Origin of the sequence: Desulfobulbus rhabdoformis, from assembly GCF_016919065.1 — a bacterium.
Lineage (GTDB): Bacteria > Desulfobacterota > Desulfobulbia > Desulfobulbales > Desulfobulbaceae > Desulfobulbus > Desulfobulbus rhabdoformis.
Window position 1 is genome coordinate 1 of the sequence record NZ_JAFFQA010000015.1, and the last position, 26,561, is coordinate 26,561.

21 protein-coding genes and 1 pseudogene are annotated in these 26,561 nt (G+C 51.8%); 20 read left to right on the forward strand and 2 right to left on the reverse strand.

The genetic code is table 11. The annotated features are described in order from the left end of the window. Window positions 1-41 precede the first annotated feature (41 nt). From JWJ90_RS09690 to JWJ90_RS09725, 8 genes are all read left to right on the forward strand, one after another. Window positions 42-1,094, forward strand: a complete 1,053-nt coding sequence (locus tag JWJ90_RS09690) for a radical SAM/SPASM domain-containing protein (protein ID WP_205227125.1) — start codon at window positions 42-44, stop codon at window positions 1,092-1,094. Between the two features lie 142 nt (window positions 1,095-1,236). Then, window positions 1,237-2,262, forward strand: coding sequence for a uroporphyrinogen decarboxylase (hemE, locus tag JWJ90_RS09695; protein WP_205227025.1), 1,026 nt, complete (start codon window positions 1,237-1,239; stop codon window positions 2,260-2,262). Between the two features lie 10 nt (window positions 2,263-2,272). After that, on the forward strand, window positions 2,273-2,845 hold the full coding sequence (locus JWJ90_RS09700; RefSeq protein ID WP_205227126.1) for an HD domain-containing protein: 573 nt from the start codon (window positions 2,273-2,275) through the stop codon (window positions 2,843-2,845). Between the two features lie 18 nt (window positions 2,846-2,863). Continuing rightward, window positions 2,864-3,208: a PAS domain-containing protein gene (locus JWJ90_RS09705; RefSeq protein ID WP_205227026.1), complete on the forward strand. Its 345-nt coding sequence runs from the start codon at window positions 2,864-2,866 to the stop codon at window positions 3,206-3,208. A gap of 6 nt (window positions 3,209-3,214) precedes the next feature. After that, complete coding sequence (locus tag JWJ90_RS09710) at window positions 3,215-5,176, forward strand: molybdopterin-dependent oxidoreductase (protein ID WP_205227027.1); 1,962 nt, start codon at window positions 3,215-3,217, stop codon at window positions 5,174-5,176. Further along, window positions 5,176-5,685 carry an STM3941 family protein gene (locus JWJ90_RS09715; RefSeq protein ID WP_205227028.1) on the forward strand — a complete coding sequence of 170 codons (510 nt, stop codon included), beginning with the start codon at window positions 5,176-5,178 and terminating at the stop codon, window positions 5,683-5,685. The genes JWJ90_RS09710 and JWJ90_RS09715 overlap by 1 nt, the downstream gene beginning before the upstream one ends. Before the next feature lie 249 nt (window positions 5,686-5,934). Then, window positions 5,935-6,996, forward strand: coding sequence for an OmpA family protein (locus tag JWJ90_RS09720; protein ID WP_205227029.1), 1,062 nt, complete (start codon window positions 5,935-5,937; stop codon window positions 6,994-6,996). Between the two features lie 15 nt (window positions 6,997-7,011). After that, a complete protein-coding gene (locus tag JWJ90_RS09725) occupies window positions 7,012-8,397 on the forward strand; it encodes an MBL fold metallo-hydrolase RNA specificity domain-containing protein (protein WP_205227030.1) in 1,386 nt (461 codons plus the stop codon). A 131-nt stretch (window positions 8,398-8,528) separates the two neighbouring features. Here the strand turns inward: JWJ90_RS09725 and JWJ90_RS09730 are convergent, their stop codons facing one another. Further along, the gene (locus tag JWJ90_RS09730; RefSeq protein WP_205227031.1) at window positions 8,529-10,067 is read right to left on the reverse strand and encodes a sigma-54-dependent Fis family transcriptional regulator; all 1,539 of its coding nucleotides are present in this window, start codon (window positions 10,065-10,067) and stop codon (window positions 8,529-8,531) included. Between the two features lie 435 nt (window positions 10,068-10,502). Here JWJ90_RS09730 and JWJ90_RS09735 point away from each other — a divergent pair, with 435 nt between their 5' ends. The 9 genes and pseudogenes from JWJ90_RS09735 (at window position 10,503) to mbfA (ending at window position 19,770) form a co-directional block, all read left to right on the forward strand. Beyond that, the gene (locus JWJ90_RS09735) at window positions 10,503-10,865 is read left to right on the forward strand and encodes a hypothetical protein (protein ID WP_205227032.1); all 363 of its coding nucleotides are present in this window, start codon (window positions 10,503-10,505) and stop codon (window positions 10,863-10,865) included. A 155-nt stretch (window positions 10,866-11,020) separates the two neighbouring features. Then, on the forward strand, window positions 11,021-12,100 hold the full coding sequence (locus tag JWJ90_RS09740; protein WP_205227033.1) for an HlyD family secretion protein: 1,080 nt from the start codon (window positions 11,021-11,023) through the stop codon (window positions 12,098-12,100). Between the two features lie 5 nt (window positions 12,101-12,105). Continuing rightward, window positions 12,106-14,871, forward strand: coding sequence for a ribosome-associated ATPase/putative transporter RbbA (gene rbbA, locus JWJ90_RS09745; RefSeq protein WP_205227034.1), 2,766 nt, complete (start codon window positions 12,106-12,108; stop codon window positions 14,869-14,871). A gap of 2 nt (window positions 14,872-14,873) precedes the next feature. Then, on the forward strand, window positions 14,874-15,995 hold the full coding sequence (locus JWJ90_RS09750) for an ABC transporter permease (RefSeq protein ID WP_205227035.1): 1,122 nt from the start codon (window positions 14,874-14,876) through the stop codon (window positions 15,993-15,995). A gap of 36 nt (window positions 15,996-16,031) precedes the next feature. Then, on the forward strand, window positions 16,032-16,511 hold the full coding sequence (locus JWJ90_RS09755; protein ID WP_205227036.1) for a PilZ domain-containing protein: 480 nt from the start codon (window positions 16,032-16,034) through the stop codon (window positions 16,509-16,511). A gap of 75 nt (window positions 16,512-16,586) precedes the next feature. After that, on the forward strand, window positions 16,587-17,906 hold the full coding sequence (locus JWJ90_RS09760) for an HD-GYP domain-containing protein (RefSeq protein WP_205227037.1): 1,320 nt from the start codon (window positions 16,587-16,589) through the stop codon (window positions 17,904-17,906). A gap of 319 nt (window positions 17,907-18,225) precedes the next feature. Beyond that, a pseudogene (locus tag JWJ90_RS09765) lies at window positions 18,226-18,573 on the forward strand (Nramp family divalent metal transporter); the annotation flags it as partial. A gap of 20 nt (window positions 18,574-18,593) precedes the next feature. After that, window positions 18,594-18,776 carry a universal stress protein gene (locus tag JWJ90_RS23935; protein WP_420828902.1) on the forward strand — a complete coding sequence of 61 codons (183 nt, stop codon included), beginning with the start codon at window positions 18,594-18,596 and terminating at the stop codon, window positions 18,774-18,776. Window positions 18,777-18,789: 13 nt separating this feature from the next. Continuing rightward, complete coding sequence (gene mbfA, locus JWJ90_RS09775; RefSeq protein WP_205227039.1) at window positions 18,790-19,770, forward strand: iron exporter MbfA; 981 nt, start codon at window positions 18,790-18,792, stop codon at window positions 19,768-19,770. A 401-nt stretch (window positions 19,771-20,171) separates the two neighbouring features. On the opposite strand, the gene JWJ90_RS09780 is transcribed toward mbfA, so the two are convergent. Then, entirely contained in the window at window positions 20,172-20,681 is a 510-nt protein-coding gene (locus JWJ90_RS09780; protein WP_205227040.1) for a hypothetical protein, read from the reverse strand. 217 nt (window positions 20,682-20,898) lie between these two features. Here JWJ90_RS09780 and JWJ90_RS09785 point away from each other — a divergent pair, with 217 nt between their 5' ends. Genes JWJ90_RS09785 through JWJ90_RS09795 form a run of 3 tightly spaced genes read left to right on the forward strand, consistent with a single transcriptional unit; the run spans window position 20,899 to window position 26,512 of the window. Beyond that, window positions 20,899-22,239: a TolC family protein gene (locus tag JWJ90_RS09785; protein ID WP_205227041.1), complete on the forward strand. Its 1,341-nt coding sequence runs from the start codon at window positions 20,899-20,901 to the stop codon at window positions 22,237-22,239. A 2-nt stretch (window positions 22,240-22,241) separates the two neighbouring features. Further along, complete coding sequence (locus JWJ90_RS09790; protein WP_205227042.1) at window positions 22,242-23,276, forward strand: efflux RND transporter periplasmic adaptor subunit; 1,035 nt, start codon at window positions 22,242-22,244, stop codon at window positions 23,274-23,276. Further along, entirely contained in the window at window positions 23,273-26,512 is a 3,240-nt protein-coding gene (locus tag JWJ90_RS09795) for an efflux RND transporter permease subunit (protein WP_205227043.1), read from the forward strand. The genes JWJ90_RS09790 and JWJ90_RS09795 overlap by 4 nt, the downstream gene beginning before the upstream one ends. Window positions 26,513-26,561 lie beyond the last annotated feature (49 nt).

Sequence of the window (26,561 nt, forward strand, 5' to 3'; positions counted from 1 at the left end):
GCCCCGCCCACCCTCTCTTCACGACGGAAGTGCTACCGATTATGGAATTTGTACCCAAATGGATCGCCTGGGAGATCACCCGCCGTTGTAATTTACACTGCGTCCACTGCCGTTCCTCCTCTGAGATGGAAGTGAATGGCCACCCTGACTTTTCCCTTGAAGAGGCCAAAAACATTCTTGACCAGATACACGCCTACGCCAACCCGGTCATGGTCCTCTCCGGCGGAGAACCACTCTTGCGCGATGATGTCTTTGACATTGCCCGTTACGGCACCAGCCTGGGACTGCGCATGTGTATCGCCACCAACGGCTCTCTGGTCACTCCGGAGGTCTGTCGGGAGATGAAAGACTCAGGGATCAAGATGGTCTCCATGAGCCTTGATGGTGCCACGGCAACGGTGCATGATGATTTTCGCAATCAGCCCGGTGCCTATGAGGGCGTCATGAACGCCATTGAGCTTTTTAAAGAGTATGAGATTGATTTTCTGATCAATTCTTCCTTTACTAAACGCAACAAGGCAGAGATTCCGCAACTCTATTCTCTGGTCAAGTCGCTGGGAGCCACGGCCTGGTATCTCTTTATGATTGTCCCCACCGGCCGCGGCGAGGAAATCATGGAAGAGCTGATTCCGGCATCAGAATATGAGGATATACTCAACTGGCATTACGACATGGAAAAGGAGGAGGACGATCTGCTGGTGCGCCCCACCTGTGCCCCCCAGTACTATCGTATTGTTCTCCAGCGAGCCAAGGCAGAAGGCGATCAGTTTAAGCGACGTAGCCTGAAGTTCTCCACCGGTGGTTCCAAAGGTTGTCTTGCTGGCCAGCTGATCTGCCTGATCAATGTGGATGGGGACGTGCTCCCCTGCAGTTACTTTCCTCTCTCGGCAGGTAATCTCAAAGAGCAGAGCTTTCAGGAAATCTGGGAAAAATCCCCGCTGATGCTCGACATGCGTAACTTCAAAGCCTACAAGGATAATTGTGGTCGCTGTGAGTATGTCAACGTCTGTGGAGGCTGCCGCGCCCGAGCCTACGCCGTCACCGGCGATTATATGGCGGGTGAGCCCTTCTGCGCCTATCAGCCACAGCGGTAAGAGTGGTGTACGTTCTCTGAGGTGTGCCTGTTCGCGAGCAATGCGTCCGTTACAATACGACGGATTCTGACTTCTGTTTTCAGGAGCCAGACCACCTTTATCAACCAACCGGCCCAGCCGACAACCCCCAAAGACAAACGCAATGAATGACACCTTTCTTCAAGCCTGTCGAGGCAGCCGCACCGCATACACTCCCGTCTGGTTCATGCGCCAGGCTGGCCGCTACCTGCCCGAATACCAGAAAGTACGGGGAAAAGTCAGCTTTCTTGAACTCTGCAAAACACCGGAGCTGGCCGCCGAGGTCACTCATCAACCCATTGATCTCTTTGGCTTTGATGCAGCGATCCTCTTTTCCGATATTCTCATCCCCATGGAGGCGATGAACCTTGATCTAGCCTTTCACGAAGGCAAGGGGCCCATCTTTGCCAACCCCATTCGCGACCAGAGGGGGGTGGATGAGCTGATCGTTCCCGACCCGGATGAGACCATGCCCTTTGTCATGGAGACCATTCGCCTCTTGCGGAGTTCACTGCAGGTTCCGCTGATAGGTTTTGCCGGTGCACCTTTTACCCTGGCCACGTACCTGATTGAAGGCGGCAGTTCAAAGGTCTTCCTCAACACCAAGCGTATGATGTTCCAGGCACCCGAACTCTACCACAACCTCATGGCCAAGATCACCGCCTGCACCAGTAAGTATCTGCAGGCTCAGGTCCGGGCTGGTGCCCAGGCTCTGCAGATGTTTGACTCCTGGGTCGGGATCCTGGCTCCTGAAGATTATAAAGAGTTTGCCCTGCCCTACGTACAATCCATCATTGCCGACCTGCGGGCCATGACCGATATCCCGCTTATCTATTTCGCCAACAACGGCTCCACCCTCACCGACCTGACCACGACGGCGGGGGCAGATGTGCTCGGCTTTGACTGGCGCCTGCCCATCGGTGAAGCGGTCAGGCGGGCGGGCAACCATGCCGTTCAAGGAAATATAGACCCGATCGCCCTCTTTCTGTCCCAGGCAAAACTTGAGGCGCGGATTCAATCCATGCTCGAGGAGGCCCGGGATGCCAAGGGATATATATTCAATCTGGGCCACGGCATTCTTCCGCAAACGCCACCGGAGCAAGTGCGAATAGCGGTGGATGCGGTGCATCGGTTGAGCGCCCAAGCTTGACCCCGTGAAAATGGACCGTCCTGCCCAGATTCCTTCACTTGCTGAGTGTATCAGCCTCATGGAGCAGTACGCCATGCTGGATAACATTCGCCACCACTCTCTGGTGGTGGCGCGTCTGGCCGCTCAGATTCAGCAAGGACTGTCCGATTCCCCCCAAGCCACCTCTCCCACCAATCGTCAACTGGTTATCAGCGGTGCGCTGCTCCACGATATAGCCAAGACTCCCTGCCTCAACAGCAACTGCGACCACGCCAAAGAAGGAGGCAAGATCTGTCGCCAACACGGCTATTCTGAAATAGCCACCATTGTTGAACAACACGTTCTGCTCTGGGAGTATGAACCCAGCCGTTATGCCGAAGGGTGTTTTACCGAACGGGAGATCGTCTACTATGCCGACAAACGGGTCCGCCACCACTCGGTGGTGGGGTTGGATAAACGGTTGGACTACATATTAGAGCATTACGGTCGAGGCAATCCGGTTCTTCATCGGCTCATTCGTAAAAATTTTAAAAAATGCGTCATCCTGGAAGAATACCTCTTCCGTTTCCTCCCCTTTGCCCCCAACGAACTGGGACGGTACTAATCTGCTTAAGGAATCCGTATGCAGCCCTCTTTTAATTGGATAAAGCACTACCCGGCCTCTGTCAGCGTCTGTGACACGCAAGGGATCATTGTTGCAATGAACCAGGCTGCCGCAAAGATGTTTACTAAAGACGGGGGGATGGCACTTGTCGGCACCAGCCTCTATGCTTGCCATCCTGAGTCTGCCAATGTGATCATTCGTGGACTCATGGAGACTCAAACAAGCAACACCTATATCATAGAGCGCAAGGGTGTTCGCAAACTGGTGCACCAGGAACCCTGGTATGACCAGGAGAGCTTTGCCGGGCTGGTTGAAACGGTTATTGTGCTCCCCGCAGAGCTGGAAATTAAAAAGAGAGAGTAACTCCCCATGGTTCAATCGTCACCGACCACTAAAAAAATACCCACGACCTGTACCCGCGACTGCCCCAACACCTGCGGCTTGGTGGCTACTGTTGAACAGGGGAAAATCACCTCGCTGAAAGGTTCCCCTGCGCATCCCTACACCAAGGGCATTGCCTGCCACAAGACCAGAAAATTTATTGAACGGGTCTATAGCCCCGAGCGCATCACCAGCCCCATGCTCAGGGATACATCCGGCTGGCATACGGTTTCCTGGGATAGAGCGCTGGATACCGTTGCTGAGCGCATACAGAAAATTTGTGCAGAAGACGGCCCAGAGGCCATCCTCTATTACCAGGGATACGGCGAGCGAACCGCACTCAAGCTGCTCAACAGCTATTTTTTTAACCTGCTGGGCGGGGTGACCACTCTGCGTGGTACGCTCTGTAGTGGCACGGGGATGGCAGCACAGAATCTGGATCTGGGGCACCGTATCTCCCATGATCCGCTGGACCATTACAACTCCGGCTCCATGATCCTCTGGGCACGCAACCCGGCAGTGACCAACATCAGCCTGATGCCGGTTATCCGCGATATTCAAAATCGTGGCGGCCGCATCATCTCCATTGATCCCTACCGCACCCGCACGGCCCGCATTGCAGACCGCCATATTGCACCGGCTCCCGGTATGGATTGTTTTCTCGCCATGGCGGTGACTCAGGTCCTGTTTGCCAGAGGCGCAGAAGATACAGAGTTTCTCCGCGAGCACGCAATTCATGGCGCTCATTTTCGAGCAGATGTCGAAGCATTCAGCCTCGATGAACTCTGCAAGCGGGCTGATGTCAGCGTAGATGACGTCCTTTATATTGCGGAAACGCTCATCACCTGCAAGCCCACCTCTATATTATTGGGCTGGGGGCTGCACCGACACAGAGATGCCCATTACGGCATTCGAGCAATTGACGCGCTGGCAGCCATCTCCGGCAACATCGGTGTACAGGGGGGAGGAGTGAGCCAGGGGTTTGAGGAATACGGCCCCTATGACCAACAATACTGGGGCAATGCGCTCAACCCGGAACGGCGTACCTTGCTCATGCCTAAAATTGGGGAAGAATTACTGCACACCCAAAACCCTAAAATTCGCATGGCCTTTATTACCGCAGCCAATCCTGTCTGCAGCGCCCCCAATTCAAACAAGGTGGCAGATGCGCTCAAGCAAACTGAGTTTGTGGTCTATGGGGGGCATTTCCTGGATGACACGGCAGAGCTTGCTCATGTTTTCTTACCGGCGACCACCTTTTTAGAAGAAGACGATGTCATGGCCAGCTATGGGCATAATTATGTCGGCCCGGTGAATAAGGCGATTGAACCGGTGGGCGAAGCCCGCTGTGATTTTCACATGTTCTTCGAACTGGCCAAGCGCTTTGATTTTGCAGAAAGGTTTTGCAGAAAAACTACGGACTGGCTCAGTGATATTTGCCGCCCCATTCAAGAGGCAGGCTGCTCGCTTGCTCGTCTCAAAGAAGGGGCCTTTCGCCTTCCCGAACCCATGGCCCCGTACCTGGATAAAAAATTCCCCACTCCCTCGGGGAAATTTGAATTCATGACTGACTTTGCGCCAGAGAAGCTTCAATCGGGAAATGCAAAATTCCCGTACAGCCTTTTAACCATTGCCGGTTTCGACCATATCTGCTCGGAGCGCAGCCTGGGCGAACATGCCCAGCTTGCCGAGGTGCTCGTGCAAACGACCGAGGCCAGACGACTGGGGCTTCATGATGGAGAACGCGTCCGCCTGATAAGTGAAGTGGGCAGTATGGAAGTCATCTTGCGGACTGATGAAAACCTACGCACCGACTGTGTGGTGGCTGAACGAGGAGGATGGATCAAGGCTGGACACGGTTTTAACCAAATCACCCACGATATCAGCAGCACCATCGGCCAAGGGACCCCGTTTTACGAAACTCGGGTTACTCTGGAACCGGTGGGCTAGTGTCTATTCAGAAAAACTCCCTCTCGCCTATGAATAAGACCACCTACATTTACAACTCCAAAACAGCGGTGGTGTTGCTGCTCACCATCGCCTTGCTTTTCATTGGTATAGGCCTATACCTGCTTGCGACCGAAGGCTCCGCGCCAGCCAACTGGGCGGTGGTGGTTTTGTTTTCAGCAGCTGGGCTGGTTTTTCTGCGCCAACTCTTTGATAAACGCCCTCGCATTATTATCGATATGGAGGGAATTGAAGATAGAAAGCTCAAGGGCGTTGGAAAAATTCTCTGGCAGGACATCGAAAACGCCTACATCAAACGCATGCGTGGCATAGCCTTTATCTGTCTTGAGCTTCATGATCCCGAAAAATACACCACCTCCAAGGGGACTTTGCAAAAAGGTCTCCAAAAAGCCGATGGCCTCCTGGGCATCACGCCGCTCATTATTACCACATCCTATGCAGATAAGAGTGAACAGGAGATATTAGAACTCATTAAAGCCCACCTCGTTTAATTTCTCCAGAATCCGATGAATGCTCACGGATTCAGGTTTCTTTTCCCCTTCTCGGCCCCCATTTCTGGCCCGGTTGAACGGCACACTCCTGGCATACGCAGAAGAAAGGCTCCATCTAGTCAAAATCACTCCATTCCTTGACAGCATTGGGGGGCCGGGTATACTCAAAAGCAAGAATTTATCTTTTGCTTCTCTCTTCAGTGGCGCCTTGCCGCCCATGCAAAATCATCAATAACGAACGAGTCCACTATGACGAACCGGTTTTTTGCCTTCTTCGCCGCCTTTACCTTTCTGCTGCTGACCTTTGTCACCACAGCCCCTGCTGAAAACATTGCAAAAACTGGTTCCGGGTCACGCTACATTCGCATGGCCCACAACTTTTTCGTGTTCTATGATCCCACAACAACCATGGATGTCCCCTATAAGGACACAGGGCTGACTCGAATCGAGGCGCAGAAGTACATCCTTGAAAAAAGTAATGCCTCCCTGCCGCCTCTCAACTGGCAGGCCGGTCTGTATCCGCACTGGAAAGGAGAGCTTTGGTTGCCAGGATCCCCCATGGCTTTCAAACCCTATTATCGCTTCCATAATTACCAGCAGGATGGTTTTGCCCAGGCCATAGAGGAACTGCCCACCGTCCCCCAAAGCCCGCCCATGCTCCAGACCGGGCTGATGAAACTCGAACACCTGCTGGGACTGCCGGGACGAACAGAAATTTTTCTCTTCTCCGATGGCAAACACATGACCTACCCCGGGCTTGAACCACAGCCACTTAAAGAGGCCAAGCTCCTGGCCAGTCGCTACGATATTTGCCTCAACATTGTCTCCAGCGCACAAACAGCAAAAGACCGGCAGTTGCTTGAAGATATTGCCGCAGTGAACAGCTGCTCCCAGGTTATTGATTTTGATACCGCCTTTGCTCACCCCGAGCATCTTTTTGGTAAACTCTACATGGATACCTGGGGGCAAGGGTTCAGCAATATTCTCTTTGATTTCGACAAATCCTTTATCCGCAAACAACACTACAGCCAGCTGAACAGCCTTGGGCGTATGCTTCAGGGAACTCCAGAGCTCTACGTGGTGCTCTCAGGTTTTTGCGACAGCATAGGATCAGAACGGTATAACATCGGGCTTTCCCAACGTCGGGCAGAGAGCGTGCAGCGCTACCTCCAGAAACACTTTGGGATTTCGAAAAACCGCATTCTCCTCTACTGGTACGGCTATGCCAATCCCGTGGCCACCAATACAACTCCTGAGGGGCGTCAGCTCAACCGCAGGGTAACCATTGTCTTGCGCGGTTCGGGCAAGTAATTTTTCTAAAAACGTATGCAAATCACATTTCACGGAGCCGCGCGTAACGTCACCGGCTCCTGCCATCTGGTGGAATGCGGGCCCACCCGTATTCTTATCGACTGCGGCCTCTATCAGGGGCGCCGCGAGCTTGACGAGGAAAATCATAACGATTTTGGCTTTGACCCGGCCAGCATCGATTATCTCCTGCTCACCCACGCTCACCTGGACCACTGTGGACGGCTCCCCCTGCTCTACCGACGCGGATTTCGCGGAAAAATCCTGACCACCGGAGCGACCCGGGAACTCACCCGCCTGGTCTTGCTGGATTCTGCCCGCATCCAGGAAGAGGAGGCACGTTACCGCAACTATAAGGCAAGCAAACGTCGGCAACATAAGATCATCGAACCACTCTACAACACGTTAGATGCGCTCAACGCCCTGGAATGCTTCGCCCCTCCCGTCCCCTTTGACAGAGAGCAGGAACTCGGCCCATCGGTTCGGGCAACCTTTTATGAGGCGGGCCATATTCTGGGTTCAGCCTCTATTTTACTGAAACTGGAAGAAGGGGAAAGGCAACGAAAGGTTCTTTTTTCAGGAGACCTGGGCTATGACGGACGCGCCATTCTTCCGGATCCCGCCACCCCGCCCCGTGCAGATGTGGTTGTCATGGAGAGCACCTATGGAAACCGCCTGCATAAGCAGCTCTCCCCTTCAATCGATGAGCTTTACCTGGCCATCAACACCACCATCAAACGAAACGGCAACGTCCTCATTCCCAGTTTTGCCCTGGAGCGTACCCAGGAGATTCTCTATTACCTGCGGGAAGGAATTGAAGGAGGTCTGTTACCGCAACACCTGCCTGTTTATCTCGACTCCCCCATGGCCATCTCCGCAACCCAGATTTTTCGCAACCATCCAGAATGTTTTGACGAGGAAACCTGGGCTGTGATTAATGAAGGGGCAGACCCCTTTGAACTTCCCGCCCTGCATATAACCCGCGATACCGCCGATTCCATGGCACTGAAAAATGTTCAAGGATCCGTCATTATTGCAGGATCGGGCATGTGTACCGGTGGGCGCATTCGGCACCACCTGCGCCATAATCTCTGGCGTAAGGAAGCTGCTGTCGTCTTTGTCGGCTATGCAGCAGGCGGCACCCTTGCGCGACGTATTATCAACGAGGAGGAGGTTGTGCGGGTCCTGCATGACGAGGTGGAGGTAAACGCCGATATCTACACGATTGGTGGCTTTTCCGCCCATGCCGACCAGGCCGAACTCATTGCCTGGCACGCCCAGACCGGTACTCCAGAAAAGACCTTTCTCGTACACGGTGAGTTAGAATCCATGGAGGCGCTGGCCCCACATCTCCAAGAGACGATCGTCGAAATGCCTGAGCTGCATCAAACCGTACCACTCTAACACCAATTTCTTCTCCGATTTGAACGTCACACCTTTCCCCACACTAGCGGGCGATCTCCAAAGATTGTCCAGTCAAGAGGGATTGGAAAATTTCCCCAGCCCCCTATCATTCTTTTTTTAGGGGGGTCACCTCAATTGTTTCTCTGATAACGGAGCTTAAGTTTTCGCATTCGTGAACGCAAGGTATTGGCGTTCACCTGGAGCAACTCGGCAGCGCCACCTGGTCCGCTGATTTTCCCCCCTGTTGTATGCAATGCTTTCATGATATGGGCAGCGATGGCATCATCCAGTGGCCACAACATTGCTGGATCGTTATTCGACTCGAGAGGCGAGGAAGCATCTGCTGGCCCGGCCGCAGGCGTCGGTAAAGAGTGAAAGGTCAGAAGATCTTCGCGCTTGATTATGAGCTCCCTTTCCACCAGGTTTTCCAGCTCACGTACGTTACCGGGCCAACTGTACTGCACCAGACGCCTTAAGGCGCCCGGTGCAATGGCAGGGACGTTTTTAATGCCCAGTTCTTTGGCTTTTGTTTTGATAAAATGAACAGCCAATGCCGGGATATCCTTCTTGCGCTGGCGGAGCGGAGGGATATTCAGAGGAAAGACATTGAGCCGGAACCAAAGGTCCTCGCGAAATTTGTTTTCCTGGACCATATTCTCCAAGTTACGGTGGGTGGCCGCAATCACCCGGATATCGATTGGTATTGCACCTTGCCCTCCCACACGTTCGATCTCCCGCGTCTGTAAGACTCGAAGTAATCGTATCTGAGCCTGCAGAGGCAATTCGCCGATCTCATCAAGAAAGATGGTCCCTTTATGGGCCCGTTCGAAACGGCCCCTATTCCCATTTACAGCCCCGGTGAAAGCCCCTTTTTCATGACCAAAGAGTTCACTATCAATCAGATGTTCGGGGATTGCCCCGCAGTTGACCTTGACAAAGGGGCCGTCCTTGTAAGCTGAAGAGAAATGAATGGCGTTGGCTATCAGCTCCTTGCCTGTGCCGGTTTCCCCTAAAATCAGGACCGTATTGTTCAAGGGAGCGACTTGCTTTACAAGATGCATCACATTGCTCATCCCCTCCTCCTGACCAATTATTTCATTTATTCCCTGCGGATAAAATGCCTTTCGCAGAAATCGATTATCCTCTGCCAAGAGTTCACTAAAGCGTTGAATCCGTTCATGGGCCAGGGCATTGGCCAAGGCGATGGTTATAGGTTGGCTGACTGTTTGTAGCAGCTCCAGATGCACTTTTTGAAACAGGTTCCTGTGCGCTGCTCGTAATGACAAGGCTCCGCAGAGTTTATTATCCATCCACAGGGGCAGAACCAGTTCAGCCATGTTTTCCAGCTTAAAATAAACGGCCATGGTGGAATGAGGAAACTCAAGATCAGTGGAGATGATTTGCGGCCCATAAACCGGAATTGCCTGGATTTGTTCCCACAAATCTTTCGGAACCGGCACAATTTCCTCTGGGAAATCCTGCATATTATCTGCGGCCAAGGCAACACGACGGATAGCGCCCAAATCGTCGTCGCGGATATGCAGACTGATCCCGATGATGGGAAAATGCTGCTTAAAATAATCAAAAACATCGCTCAAGGCTGGGGCGATCTGTAAGCTCCCGCAGATACGCAGAGTGGTCTCTCTGAAAAAATCGTCCTTTTGTACCATATCCAGTCTTTTTCCGGCCACGAGGCCTTTGAAAATTTCGTTATATTTAACAAACGGCAAGTGAATTTGTTAAATATAACGCCCTGTTTGTTTTATTTCACGACTTGAAGTTCCCCCCCAGTGTAACGTGTTGAAAATAAAAGAATTTTAAACTGGCACAATTATTGGAATATTATAATCAACTCCATCCTTATACTGGTCACAAAGAATGGCATCCCCATTTAATACTCTGTACAAGTATTGCATTATTTGACCGCTATCGTTTTTAATCATTATGACATAATTAATAATTATTACATATATAAAAAAACAATCAAGGAAGATATAAATCACACCAATAAAAATTTAAAAAATATTTCATTACCAGTTCACATCAAATTTTTTCTACTTCAACATAAAATGAACATCCCAAGATACTAATAACAAAAAAATTAAATGCAAAAATTTGAACTGGCAAACTATCTCTCTCAGCAAGAATTTACTCTATCTAAAAACATCGGATACTTCCCTGTACAAAAAATCATTTTTCCTACTCAAAAAAATAGAGTGATAATTGGAGGTATTTTACAGGGAGAAGAGATAAACTCTGGGTCATTCCTTGGAAAATTCATAAATTATGATCAAATTTATCTATCATTCCACTGGATTGATAAATATTCATCCATAGTTGTTTCAGGAAAAATATGGGGTGTCATATGTAAAAATAGACATGGACTTATACATCTTTTTTTAAACTGGTGTTTTATAAGCGGGAAAAACGGATTTGGCACGGTAAGTTATAAAGAGTTAAGAATATAATGACATCATCAGTAGATAAACAATAAAGGACACAGCCTCATATTTAATGAAAATGAAAAAATATTAACTACTTGCATCAGAACCATCATGTTAAACAGCTCAAAACATCGCCCTCTATTCTTTTTCAGGAATGCCCAATCTCATGGATATGCATTATGACCACACAATTTACAATAAAGGGGGCACGTATTTTTTTCATTATCTTCTTGGGGATATGCATTTTCATCCTTTGGAAATATTTGCAACCTGAGCAGTTAGGGAAGGATTTTTCAAGCGGAAACGGAAGAATCGAAGCAACTGAGATCGATATTGCCACCAAGGCGCCCGGCCGCATTGAAGCAATCATTGCCGATGAAGGCGATTTTGTCAGTAAAGGACAAGTCCTTGCACGCATGGAGACTCAACAGCTTGAGGCACAACGCCGCGAGGCTGTAGCTCAATTGGAGCAAGCTCGCTATGCAGTGGAGACAGCAAAAAGTCTGGTCAATCAAAAAGTCAGCGAAAAATCAGCAGCAATAGCAGTGTTATCCCAGCGGAAAGCTGAACTGGAGGCATTACGCAAACATCTTCAACGTGCAGAGGTGTTGTCGAAAAAGGGCGCAAGTTCAATGCAAGACCTTGATGACAGTCGGGCTCGATTCCTGAGCGGCCAGGCGGCTATCAGTGCAGCCGAAGCCCAGGTAGCCGCAGCCGAGGCAGCTGTCACCACGGCAAAATCGCAGCTTCTTGGTAGTCATACCGTCATAGTGGCTATTCAAGCAACAATCGATCGGTTGCTCGCCGACATTAACGACAGTGTTCTCAAGGCACCATGTGATGGCCGTGTGCAATACAGGGTTTCACAACCCGGGGAAGTACTGGGCGCCGGTGGCAGGATTCTCAATCTGGTCGATCTTTCAGATGTGTACATAACATTTTTTCTTCCCACAGCAGTTGCCGGGAAATTAGCTATTGGAGGGGAGGTACACCTGGTTCTCGACGCGGCCCCGCAATTTGTCATTCCCGCACGCATTACTTTTGTGGCCGATGTAGCTCAGTTCACGCCAAAAGCCGTTGAGACTGCTACCGAACGGCAAAAATTAATGTTTCGAATTAAAGCCCGCATTGAGCCTGAGCTGTTGCGAAAAAATATCACCAAGGTCAAAACCGGCCTCCCCGGTATGGCGTATGTCCGATTGAATAAAGAGATAGACTGGCCACCCCATCTACAGATACGAATTCCTGAAAAAATCTAAGAACCATGAGCCCCCAGACGCCCCCTCCTGTCGTACGTACCAATGGCGTCAGTTTGCGCTACGGCAAAGTCCTGGGCCTGAACAACGTGACCCTTGAGCTTCCCTCGGGATGTATGGCTGGAGTGATTGGTCCTGACGGAGTCGGCAAATCCAGTCTTTTTTCACTCGTCGCAGGTGCCCATGTCATTCAGACCGGTTCGGTTGAGGTACTGGGCATGGACATCAGCCAACGCCGCCATCGCGAGTCCATCTGCCCTCGCATTGCCTATATGCCCCAAGGGCTTGGAAAAAACCTGTATTCGACCCTGTCGGTCTACGAAAACATTGATTTTTTCGGCCGTCTTTTTGGACAAGGAACAGAAGAGCGACAATCACGAATCGCTCACCTTGTTACAAGTACCGGGCTTGAGCCGTTTTGTGAACGTCCTGCAGGCAAGCTTTCCGGGGGAATGAAGCAAAAACTCGGCCTTTGCTGCGCCCTGATCCATGATCCAGATCTCCTGATCCTCGACGAACCGACCACTGGAGTCGATCCGTTGTCCCGTGCCCAATTCTGGGACCTGATTGAGCAGATTCGACTCTCCAGACCGGAAATGAGCGTACTGGTGGCAACCGCTTACATGGAGGAGGCGGCTCGATTTGATTGGCTGGCAATCATGGATGCAGGGGAAGTACTTGCAACAGGAACTCCGGCCAGCCTACTGGCAAAGGCCGGGACCAGTTCCCTGGAAGAGGCTTTCATCGCCCTCTTGCCGGAAGAACGCCGCCGGAATCATCAAGCAGTCGTGATCCCCCCCATACGTACAGACGATTCCTCGCCAGTGGCTATCGAGGCCCAAAGCCTGACTATGAAATTCGGCGATTTTGTCGCGGTTGACCAGGTTGATTTTCGGATTGCAAGCGGTGAGATTTTCGGTTTTCTCGGTTCAAACGGATGCGGCAAAACAACCACAATGAAAATGTTGACCGGCCTCCTCCCGGCAACGGGGGGCCAGGCATGGCTCTTTGGGCACCCAGTGAACCCCAAGGATATCGAGACAAGGCGCCGAGTGGGTTACATGACCCAGGCATTCTCGCTTTATTCCGAATTGACGGTTGAGCAGAATCTGGTGCTGCACGCACGCCTATTCAGCGTACCAGGGGAATTGATCGCCAGTCGGGTCAAGGAAATGTCGGCTCGATTCGGCTTAAACGATGTCATGGATGCGCTGCCCGACAATCTGCCCCTTGGCCAAAGACAAAGACTGTCTTTGGCCGTGGCAATGATCCATAAGCCGGAGATACTCATCCTCGACGAGCCGACCTCAGGGGTCGACCCTATCGCTCGGGATACCTTCTGGCAGGCCATGATAGATCTTGCCCGCCAGGATGGTGTCACAATTTTCATCTCGACCCATTTTATGAACGAAGCTGAACGCTGCGACCGAATCTCCCTGATGCACGAAGGCAAGGTTCTGGTCAGCGGCTGCCCTGCAGATTTGAAGGCTGAACGCGGAGCCGAGACGCTTGAACAGGTTTTCATCGACCTTCTCAAGGAGGCTGGTACGCGGGACGATCAAACGAACCAAGGGGACGGTAAACGGTTTATCCCTCCTTCGTTTGCCGCCACCTCTTCCTTTGATTGTCCCAGCGTGCCGCATCGACGTTACAGTCTGTCGCGGGTCCTGAGTTACGCCCGACGCGAAGCTCTGGAATTATACCGCGACCCAATACGTGCCACCCTCGCTCTTCTGGGAAGCTTCATTCTCATGATCATCATGGGATATGGCATCAGTATGGATGTGGAAAATCTCGCCTTTGCGGTACTGGACCGAGATCAGAGCACAGCCAGCAGAGAATATACCCTCAACCTAACGGGCTCCCGTTATTTCATAGAGCGTCCACCTCTCACCAATTATCAGGAGTTGGACCAGCGTATGCAATCGGGGGAATTAAGCCTAGCCATTGAGATGCCTCCGGACTTTGGACGTGACCTGGCTCGCGGGCGTCAACCTGCCATCGGCGCATGGGTCGACGGAGCCAATCCGCAACGGGCGGAGACCATCCAAGGATATGTAAACGGCATGCATAGCTTATGGCTCTCAGATCAGGCAACCCACCACAGGGCATCCATGCCTGATACTACGTTGATACATATTGAAACTCGTTACCGCTACAATCCCGATGTCAAAAGCCTGATGGCGATGGTCCCGGCGGTGATTCCTCTCCTGTTGATCATGATTCCCGCTGTGCTCACTGCGCTTAGCGTGGTTCGAGAAAAAGAGCTTGGCTCCATAGTCAATCTGTATGTCACCCCTATAACTCGATTGGAATTCCTCCTGGGTAAACAACTCCCCTATATAGGGCTGGGCATGGTTAACTTCTTCCTTTTGGCCCTGTGTGCGATCTTTCTTTTCCAGGTTCCCATCAAAGGTGATCTGGTTTCTCTCTGCCTGGCGGCCTTGCTGTACGTTTCTGCAGCCACGGCACTGGGGTTACTGATTTCTACATTCATGCGCAGCCAGGTGGCGGCACTTTTCGGGACAGCTCTCATCACTATTCTGTTTTCGGTCAATTATTCCGGCATGATCACACCGGTCACATCCCTGGAGGGGGGAGGCCGCATTATCGGCCAAATTTTTCCAACCGCCCATTTCCTCATCATTACCCGAGGAATTTTTTCCAAAGCTCTGGGGTTCCCCGATCTTCAGAAAGAATTTTTTGCACTCGTCCTCACCATTGTCATCCTGCTGACTTTGTGCACGTTGTTGTTAAAAAAACAGGAATCCTGAACATGCGCCTGGCCAATATTTTCCATCTGGGATGCAAGGAACTGCATTGTCTGATACGGGATCCCATCCTACTTTTTTTAATCGTTTACGCTTTCACCGTCGGTGTCTATGCAGCAGGTATCGCCATTCCTGAAACCCTGAATAGAGCACCTATATCCATTGTCGATGAAGATGATTCTCCCTTGTCGGAGCGCATTGCAGCTGCTTTTTACCTCCCTCATTTCCTGCCTCCTGTCTTCACGACTCTGGGGGAGATGGATTCCCGTATGGATGCCGGGTACGATACCTTTGCCATCAACATCCCCCCTGATTTTCAGCGAGATCTCCTGGCTGGACGTCCCCCTACCATTCAACTCAATATTGATGCCACTCGCATGTCCCAAGCCTTTACCGGGAACAACTATATTCAGACCATCATCAACAACGAGGTTTCTGAATATTACTATCGTTATAGAGGTGAGTCACCGACAGCGGCTTCGTTGGCCATGCGTGCCCGTTTTAACCAGTCGCTGACTCAAATCTGGTTCGGCGCGGTCATGGAGGTCATCAATAATGTGACCATGCTCTCCATTATTTTGATCGGCGCATCATTAATCCGTGAGCGTGAGCATAGCACCGTCGAGCATCTATTGGTGATGCCGGTCACTCCATTTGAGATCATGATCAGTAAAAGCTGGTCAATGGGGCTGGTTGTACTGACCAGTTGTGCTGTAAGCCTGACGCTAGTCGTGCAAAGGGCGTTGGCAGTAACCATCGAAGGTTCCCTGTTGCTTTTCCTTGCAGGCGCGGCCCTGCATCTCTTTGCCACTACAGCCTTGGGTATCTTCATGGCAACAGTGGCTCGCTCCATGCCGCAATTCGGCCTCTTGATGATGCTGGTACTCCTCCCTCTTCAGATGCTGTCTGGTGGAGTCACACCACGAGAAAGTATGCCCATTGTCATTCAACACGTGATGCAACTGGCTCCAACCACACATTTTGTCGCCCTGGCGCAGACTATTTTGTACCGAGGTGGAGGCATTGAGGTCGTCTGGCATCACTTCTTAAAACTGGTCATCATCGGAACAATACTCTTTATCCTGGCTCTGAGACGGTTCCGAAAAACCATTTCGTTAATGGCCTGAACAACGCCACCCCAGCAACTGCCACCATAAAGCGCTATGAAGACAAACCAGAAGTATTACATCGGTAAAAAGGATAAAATTACCATCCGTTGCCTTGCATGTAAAAAAAAGAGAGAAATTGCAGTTACAGATCTCATTAAGCTGAAGCAACAATCTGTTAAAGTGGTGTGCCCTTGCTCACACGACTTTTCCATACTCCTTGAATTCAGGCAATCATATCGAAAAGAAATAGATATCCAAGGATCCTGCAGTAAGAAGTCTGACTCGGTTGAACAGAAAACCCCCTGTCGTATCCGAGATATTTCTTTGGGCGGATTGGGTATTTCGATAACAAAGGAGACTACTTTTCAACTCGAAGATGAATTAACTGTTACTTTCGAACTCGGAACCTCCCAGCAATTGGAGTTCAACGCCACTATTCAAATACGGCACATTGATTCCAGCATGAATATCGGCGGTGCGTTTGTCGAGTCGTCAGCGGAGAAACATCTTGAAATGGCAACACTCTTTTTATGATAACAGAGTTCAATCAGTGACGTATTCCTTTGCGCTACATTTTGCATTACATATCAAGGATATCCTCTCTCCGTCATGACAGCCATTCACCGCTCCATCTTTCTTCATCTTTTCTGGGTTTGGTTTTCGGTTTCATTGGTTGGTGGCGGGTTATTGTTCTTTCTTGAAATAAAACGTATTGATTCCAGTATGGTTGAGCTGGCCGTCAATGAAGCCGACAGCTTCTCATATCAGCTCCATTTACCACCAGACCACCCCGGTCTGTTCAAGAGAGAGGAGTGGCGGACTCAAGCCTTATCAGCCGCCCAAAAACACTATGTTGCTATCGCAATATATGATCAGCTCGGCAACCAGCGGACTAAAATAGTGAATCCGCGCTATGCCGACCTCGAAAAAACAATGCGGCCACACGACCGCCACTTTCCCTTGGATGGACTACGTCACGTCGAAAAAACGACCGTCGGCGACCAGGTAATTGTCCAGCTCCTAATACCGATTTCACAGAAACAAACACCTTTTACCGGTTATTTATCTGGATCTTTTGTTATCGATCAGGCGACTATAGATCGGCTGCACAGCAATCTGGTTTGGAACCTGATCAACCTATTGCTCGCGATTAGCATTACCACAGTCGCCTTGTACCCGATTATTATCTCGCTCAACAAAGATGTTATAAAATTTTCGACCCAATTGCTCCATGCAAATATAGAAATGGCCGCAGCGCTAGGAGCCGCTATTGCCATCCGCGACTCAAAGACTCACGCTCACAATTACAGGGTAACCTTGTATGCCATCTATCTGGGCGAGCGTGTCGGCTTGGAACCTGAAGCGATGCGCCGCCTTATTCTCGGCGCTTTTCTGCACGATATAGGAAAGATAGGCATCAGTGACACCATCCTGCTTAAGCCAGGTCGTTTGGAGGAGGATGAATATATGATCATGCGTACCCACGTAGAGCTGGGGTTACAGATCATCCGCATTTCTGAATGGTTAAGCGCAGGGCAGGAAGTAGTGGCCAATCATCATGAAAGGTTTGACGGCAACGGGTATCCTCGCGGTCTTTGCGGAACCGAAATTCCGATACTCGCCCGAATATTCACCATAGTAGATGTCTTCGATGCTTTAAGCTCTGAACGCCCTTACAAAAAAGCTTTTCCCTTGAATCAATGCATGGAAATTCTCAATAAAGAAGCGGGGGTTCATTTCGATCCTGAATTAGTCGAAATATTTACTGAAGAAGTGGCTCCTATCTACAACCGCTTATTCGCAATGGATGAATCTACCATGATTGACTGGTTAGAGAATAAATCCCTTTTTTATTTTCTCCCTCATTCCCTTAAAGGACTAAAAAAGGAGATATTTACCCCACACAACAAGAAGATGCCTCTTGAATGAACCACGAATATTTCATCAACGATCCCTTCTTTTCTTGAATCCCCTCTCGGCTTTGCTGGTTGTCTTCGGCTAGCCTGGCAAGATTTCTTATTGAACCTGGGAAGGATATCTGGTCGGAATTGCACCCAAGATATAAAATTGTTGGATCTTCATCAAAAAACAGGTAACAGATAGAGTACCAGCGATTGCAATAGAGTATTCCTGAATCCGTGAGCATCCGCCGTCACGGATTCAGGGTATTTTTAAACCGCTATACAAAGTGACTCTTCATCACGGTCATTGTCAAAATTTCCTCAAGTTCAAAGAGAAAACCGCCATCGTGGCTACTCAAAGATGGGTACACAATCCTGAAGATCCATCACAGGGAAAATCTCTTGGAGAGGTACAAGGCAGCATCAAAACCCAACACCCGAATCTGTTGAAACGGGTAGTTGCATTTGCCGGTCCGGCTTACCTTGTCAGCGTCGGCTATATGGCCCCAGGTAATTGGGCGACTGATCTTGAAGGCGGCTCCCGATTCGGGTACGCCCTGATCTGGGGCATCTTGATGTCGAACGTTATGGCCGTGCTGCTGCAAACTCTGTCAGCCCGGCTCGGTATCGTCACCGGCAAGGACTTGGCCCAGGCCTGCGGTTCCGAATATTCTAAACTCGTCTCTTTTGTCCTCTGTTCTTCTTCCGGGTTGCGGTGGAAATCGCCTTGTGCCAAGGCCACCCAGCCGAAGAACTGGTCAACTTTGCCGAAAAACATAATGTCGACTTACTGGTGATTGGATCACACGGACATCGGCTGCTCGGCGACCTGCTTTTGGGCAAGACGGTTGATCCGGTACGCCACAAAGCAGACATTCCAATTTTAGTCGTCCGCTAGAAAGGGGGCTCGCATGATACCTGGTTTCAACAGTAGCCGGCGCCGGTTTTCCGATCTTTCCGAACAGGAAATTCTTGCGCTCGCCATTTCCAATGAAGAAGATGATGCACGTATTTATCGCCAATATGCCGAACGTCTGCGGGCAGAGTTCCCGGCATCTGCTCGAGTTTTTGAGGAAATGGCCGCCGAAGAGGACGGACACCGCCGACAACTGATTGCCGCACACCAAAAACGTTTCGGTGAGGTCATTCCACTGATTCGTCGTGAGCATGTCTCGGGTTTTTACGCCCGCAACCCGGTCTGGCTTATCGAAAATCTAGGGCTGGAACGGATTCGTGCCGAGGCGTTCCAGATGGAACGCCAAGCCGAACAATTCTACCGCAAGGCGGCAAAGCGCACGTCAGATGCCGATATCCGACGTCTTCTTGGGGACCTTGCCGCTATTGAAGCCAGGCATGGCACCCTCGCCGATGATTTAGCCGTCGAACATCTGCAAGGTAAAGACCGCGATGCGGAAGACCGTACAGCCCACCGCCAGTTTGTACTGACGTGGGTCCAACCGGGGTTAGCAGGGTTAATGGATGGCTCCGTTTCGACACTGGCACCGATTTTCGCAACAGCCTTTGCCACACACAATCCCCATACCACCTTCCTGGTCGGGCTGGCCGCGAGTGTCGGCGCGGGCATTTCGATGGGATTTACCGAAGCGGCTTCCGATGATGGAGAGCTATCTGGCCGTGGCAGCCCAGTCAAGCGTGGTCTGGCCGCGGGAGTAATGACCGCTCTTGGCGGCCTCGGCCACGCACTCCCCTATCTCATTCCCCATTTCTGGACTGCGACCCTGATCGCTTTTTGCTTGGTCTTTATCGAACTCTGGTCAATAGCGTGGATTCAGAACCGCTATATGGAGACTCCTTTTTGGAGGGCTGCCTTCCAGGTCGTTTTGGGGGGAGCGCTGGTGTTTGCAGCCGGAGCGCTGATCGGCGCCGGATAATTGGATTCGTTATTGCGTTCGATGAGTAAACAATAACCGAAAGAAAAAACGCGACTTGAATTGTTGCCAGGCTGTTCCTGATGACGCCCGAGATATTGCAAAGGCCCATAGAGACACTTGCTTGCAATCCAAACAAAAAGAACCGGAAGTCCTGTCTGGCCTCCGGTTCTTTTTGTTTCCTTGTATTCGTGACAGTGGGTGGTTGAAAAAACGGTGCATCTCCTCAAATGTACAAAGATTGAGCCAAAACCATCTTGCCTGTGCAGAAGCCCCACCGCACTCCGCAACATCTATCAATCAGCACACTGATTGCATTGTTCGGGATAAGCCGGTTCAGGGAATGTAGATCGGCTTCACTTGCATAACAGACCTGACGCACCGATGCATCTTACGCGATCAGGTTATAATTTGTAGGTTTCCGGTTCTTTTACCTGAGGTTGCTCTGGTGCGGCCGGGGCGGCCGGTTTTTTCGGTTCCCGCACATCACCGGCTGTCGCTTTCTTGTGCTCATTAGGGCTTGTAGCCCCATGGAGTGCAGACTTCCCCTTTCGCCAGAGTTCTTGGGACTCCTCTTTGGTGGCATGCCAGGCGTCTTTTGATTTATCGCCCACCGCATCATAGAGTTCTTTTGAGCCGGATTTGGTTTTCTCCCAGGCTTTGCTTGATCCCTTCTTAATTCCTTTCCAGGTCGAGCTTGCCGAGTCTCGGGTGGCATCAACCACCGCCGAGGAGGCCTCTTTGACCTCTTTTCCGGCAACTTCCCATTTACTCGGTGTTTGTGATTCGACCTGCTGCTGGCCCTGTACAGTGCCCTCATCATGTGAAGACTCGGAGGCCTGCAACAGGCGGCCATGCCCCAGGGTATAGAGAAAACAAACGACTACCAGACAAACTATCCGCATCATTTTCATTGATACACTCCATTCACATCTTTGATCTCTATTGAGGACAGATACAAGTTTTGGGTATTGGTATTGCAAAATCTGCCAATACGCCCTATTTTTCTATCAATTATCTTTGATTAACAAGACGTAGCATTCTTTTCAATCGATCACACTCCTGATTTTTTTTTATTTTACCGGGCATCCAGCCAGTCGGTTTCATATTCTCTGCAGCGGAAAATACCATATGACATCTTGCAAACGAACACCATGGTTTATTCTTATCCTTCTTACCCTGTTCCCTTGGGCCTCAGCTGCTGCAACAGCTGAAGACATCCCCACAAAGTGGTCTGTTCAATCGGCTGTATCCTATGCACTTGCCCATAATCCTGATACTCGGGCAGCACTGGAACGCATAGCAGCAGCCGAAGCCGACTTTCAATTAGCCCGCTCAGCCTTTTATCCCCAGGTGGGCGTTGGGCTGGAGTATACCCGTACGGACAATCCGATGTACTCCTTCGGCAACATTCTCAACCAGGGTGTTTTTAGCAACAACATGGATTTTAACGATCCCGGTACCACGGATACACTCCAGGCGAAGGCAATTGTCCAATATCGGATTTACAACGGTGGCCGCGATCAGGCCGGTGTCGATGCTGCTCAAAATCAAAGCCAGGCAAGTGGGCAGCAAAACAAGGCCATTCGCCTGCAGCTTGAGTACAGCGTGGTTCGCGCATTCTGTCGTATCGTTCAAGCCGGTGAGGTTATTGCCGCCCGACAATCTGCGCTTAAGGCCATAACCGCCTCACTCGCTGTCGCCCGAGCCCGTTATGATGAGGGGAGCCTGCTCCAAGAAGAGGTGTTAAATCTGGAGGTCCAGCAGGCTCGCGCCCAGGAACAACTCATCCGGGCCGAGCACAGTCTACGCCTCGCACAACGCGGCTTTCTGCGATTGCTAGGTCTCAAAGAGGCACCCGTTATCCTTGATCCCCAGGCCTCACCTGTTCAGGAAATCCCAGGAGATCCGAGCATAGACCGACGAGCTGAACTCAAGGCCATGAAGGCCCAGATCAAAATGCTGGAGGCGAAGGTACGTCAGGCCAAAGGTGGGTATGCCCCCACGGCTGATCTTGTAGGTTCCTATCAGCTGGAAAAGGGCACCGCACTTGATGAGGGATCTGGTAACTCATGGTCTGCCGGTTTGCGCCTCAACTATACCCTCTTTAACGGTGGGCGAACCGGTGCCGAAGTAGAGCGGGCCCAGGCCCAGTTACGTGAGGCAAGAGAGCAGCTCCATAAGCTTGAGCTGGCCTTTAATCTGGAAAAAGAGCAGGCGCTTCTCTCATTGAACCAGGAAGAGCAACGGCTCAAAGTGACCCAAAAGATGATCCGCTCCGCGCGGGAAAGTGCTCGCCTCTCCCGATTACGTTTCAAAGAAGGGATTGTGCTCTCCTCGGAACTCATCGATACGGAAAACCGTCTCACCGATGCCTTACTCAGCCACAGCCTTGCCAGGGCCTCACGCAAAATTGCCATCGCTGACTTACGTCGCGCAGTTGGCCTACATCAATTCTTTCAAGGAAAGTAATCATGGCTCGCCCTTTTCGCTTCACCCATTGTTTAGTCTGTTTTTTGACGCTTGGCAGTGTCTTCATCCCCTCTCTCCATGCCAGTACTCACCCTCCATCCTCTCTTGCGCTGGCAACGGTACGTGCGGCAACAGTCGAGCTTGGAGAACTCCCTTCGCTGATTGAAATTGCCGGAACCATTCAATCCAAAAACAGTGCCGCCATCGCCGCCAAGGTAACCGGCATCGTCACCAAAGTTCCGGTTGCACTGGGCTCGACGGTGAAGGCCGGAGACCTGCTGGTTGCCATTTCCGCCGGTGAAATCACTGCCCGTGTCAGCCAGGCCCAGGCGCAACTGACCCAGGCCCGACGAAACCTGGAGAGAGAACGTAATCTGCTGAAAAAAAAGGCCTCAACCGAAGAAACGGTCAAGACCATGCAAGACCAGTATAACATGGCTCTGGCCGGGTACAACGAGGCGCAAAGCATGCTTGGCTATACCTCCATAACAGCTCCTTTTGACGGTGTCATTACCCGGAAAGACGTAACCCCTGGTGATCTGGCAACCCCAGGAACTCCGCTGCTTCAGCTTGAGAACAACAGTCGGCTCCAGGTGCGCACCTCTGTGCCTGAGAGCCTGGTACTCAACATCCATCCCGGCGACAAACTGATGGTCAGAGTGGAAGCAGCCCACGTCCTCACCCAGGGACGGGTTGCCGAGGTGGCCCCTGCGGCTGATCCAAACTCCCGTACAGCCCCGGTGGTCATTGATCTTGACTCCCAGCCTAATTTGCGAACAGGCCAGTTTGCCCGTGTACTGCTTTCCTCTGAGGGGAGTCGAGGGCTACTGATTCCCAAAAGCGCAGTGGTTCCCAAGGGACAGATGGACAGGGTCTTTGTCATTGAAGACGGCCGCGCCTACCTCCGCCTGGTGCGCACCGGGCTGGTCTATGATGGAATGATTGAAATTCTTGGTGGTCTGTCTGCGGGTGAAACCGTGGCCATTTCCAATAACCGTCTTCTTTTCAACGGTCACAGGGTTCAGGTCCAGCCATGAGTGAACAACAACCCCGCCATCCCGGATTTGCCGGTCGTCTGGCTGCAACCTTTGTCAGCTCCAAGCTCACCCTGATCGGACTGGTCGCCTCCCTGCTCTTGGGGTTGCTCGCACTGAGCCAACTCCCCAGAGAGGAAGAACCCCAGATCAAGGTGCCCATGATCGATGTGATGGTCTCCATGCCGGGAGCCAGCCCAAAAGAGGTGGAGCAACGACTCGCCATCCCCATGGAAAAACTACTCTACGAGTTACCTGGTGTGGAGTACATCTACTCCACCTCCTCTCCGGGCCAGTGTTTACTGATAGCGCGGTTCTACGTGGGCGAAGATTTTGAAAAATCCATCGTCAGTCTCAATCAGAAACTGCAGACCAACTTCGACCGTATTCCCCACGGGGTCTCACTGCCGCTGATCAAACCCCACACCATTGACGATGTACCCATCCTGGCGCTGACGCTGCACTCAAAAAAATACGATCACTTTACTCTGCGCCGCCTTACCGCAGAGGTGGACGACACCATTAAATCCATCTTTGAGGTGGCCGAGACCAAAATCATCGGCGGCACGCGCAGGCAGCTCCGCGTCCAGTTTGACCCGCTTTTACTGGCTGCCCGTAATCTGAGTCCTGCTGATCTGGTGCACCGTCTGACCCAGGCCAACCAGCAATCCCACTCCGGTACCCTTCGGGCCGAAAACCATGAAATTCTGCTCCAAACCGGAGCCTTTCTCCATTCCGCTAAAGAAGCGGGACGAGTCGTCGTGGGGGTGCATGGTGGCAATCCGGTCTACCTTGACGAGGTGGCCACGATCATTGATGGGCCGGAAGAGCCGCAGTCGTACGTGCTTTTTGGGGCAGGTGAGGGAAATCCCGAAGCTGCGGTCACGCTGTCGGTGGCCAAACGTCCCGGAGCCAACGCGGTGCATGTGGTTGAAACCGTTTTGCATAAGGTGGAGAGTCTCAAAGGCTCGCTGATTCCCCCGGAAGTGACTGTCAGCATCACCCGTGACTACGGAGAGACCGCTGCGGAGAAATCCAACGAGTTGCTCTATCACATGGCCATCGCGGTCTTTGGTGTGGCCCTGCTGATCCTGCTCTTTCTGGGCTGGCGGGAATCAATCATTGTCCTCTTGGCCATCCCCTCTACCCTCTCCCTGACCCTGCTTCTCTTTTATCTCTATGGGTATACCCTGAACCGGATCACCCTCTTTGCCCTGATATTTTCCATCGGTATTCTGGTGGATGACGCCATTGTGGTGGTGGAAAACATCGTGCGCCACATGCGGCTTCCGGAAAATCAGGAGACTTCACTCAAAGATATTGCCGTGGCCGCGGTGATTGAGGTAGGCAATCCGACCATCCTGGCCACCTGGGCTGTCATTGCCGCGATCCTGCCCATGGCCTTTGTGGGCGGATTGATGGGCCCCTATATGCGCCCTATCCCCATTGGTGCATCGGCAGCCATGGTTTTTTCGCTCTTGATCGCCTTCACCGTCACCCCCTGGGCGGCGATCCGTATTCTACGAAAACATGGTGCGCAAGCAGGAGGGGTTACGAAGGGGCATGATCCCGACCACGCACCCGATGACTGGTTCACTCGCCTCTACCACCGCATTATGGATCCACTCCTGGCCCATGCCGGATGGCGTCTACTCTTTTTTGCCACCATTATCGGCTTGCTGCTCACTTCATGCTCCATGGTCTACTTTGGCCTGGTGAAGGTGAAGATGCTACCCTTTGATAACAAGTCTGAATTTCAGATCATCCTCGATATGCCCGAGGGGGCCACCCTGGAGCAAACCGCCCGGGTAGCCACCGAGATGGCACTGGTTGTCGGCAAGGAACCGGAGGTGGTCAACTACCAGGTGTATGCGGGTACAGCCTCTCCCTACAACTTCAATGGTCTGGTACGCCACTACTTCCTGCGTTCTGGTTCCACCATGGCCGATGTACAGGTCAACCTCAAGCCCAAGGGCGAGCGCGACAGCCAAAGTCATGACATTGCCAAACGGGTCCGCCCGGAAATTGCCCAAATTGCAGCCCGCTACGGCGCCACGGTTGCCGTCGCCGAAGTGCCGCCTGGCCCACCTGTATTGCAGACCCTGGTGGCGGAGATCTATGGTCCGGATGATGCCAGCCGGGTAGCTTTGGCCACCAAGGTCAAAGAGATCTTTGCATCGACGGAAGGGGTGGTCGATATTGACTGGTACCGGCAAGCCCAGCGCAACAAACTGGTCTTGACGGTTGATAAGGAAAAGGCAGCCCTGAACGGGCTCTCCGAGGCAGAGATCACCCAGGCCATCGACATGGGGCTTTCCGGCAGTTCCATTGACCTCTTTCATCAGCCACGCGATAAGCAAGAAATTGAGGTGATTCTGCAACTGCCGCAGGCGCAACGGGCGCGGGTGGACAACCTGCTCAATATAGCTCTGCGACCGGCTGACAATCCCCTGGCGCCACTCATTCCTCTGCGGGAATTGGTGCGGGTCAGCAAGCAACCGGTGGATCAGCCGATCTACCGCAAAAACCTCAAGCCGGTTATTTATGTGACTGGTGATGTTGCCGGAAGTGCTGAGAGTCCGGTTTACCCGATCTTTGCCATGAACTCAAAGATCAAGGAACTCAATGCTGCTGCCTTTGGCGGGCAGAAGGGACCGATCACCATCTACAATCTCAACCAGCCCTTTCTTGAGCAACAGCCTTCCATGAAATGGGATGGCGAGTGGCACATTACCCTGGAGGTCTTTCGTGATCTCGGACTGGCCTTCTGTGTGGTCATGGTGCTGATCTATATGCTGATGGTGGGCTGGTTCAAGGATTACATCATCCCCCTGGTGGTGATGGCGGCCATCCCCTTCTCCCTGATCGGTATTTTGCCGGCACACTGGGGTTTGAACGCTTTTTTCACAGCCACCTCCATGATCGGCTTCATGGCGGGAGCCGGTATTGTGGTTCGCAACTCGATTATCCTGGTGGATTTTATCGAACTGCGCCTCAGCCATGGCCTGCCGCTGGCTGAAGCCGTGGTTGAAGCTGGTGCCATACGCTTTCGCCCCATGCTCTTAACCGCGCTGGCGGTGGTCGTGGGTGCCTCGGTTATTCTGGCTGACCCCATCTTTCAAGGGCTTGCCATCTCGCTGATGTTTGGCGAGATCGCCTCGCTTCTGATTAGCCGTATGGCGGTGCCGGTGCTCTACTTTATGGTGCAAAACCACAAGCAGAAACGGATCAACATCTGATTTTCTCCACATTCCGCACAATACAAAAAGGGCTGCTCCGCATAACCGG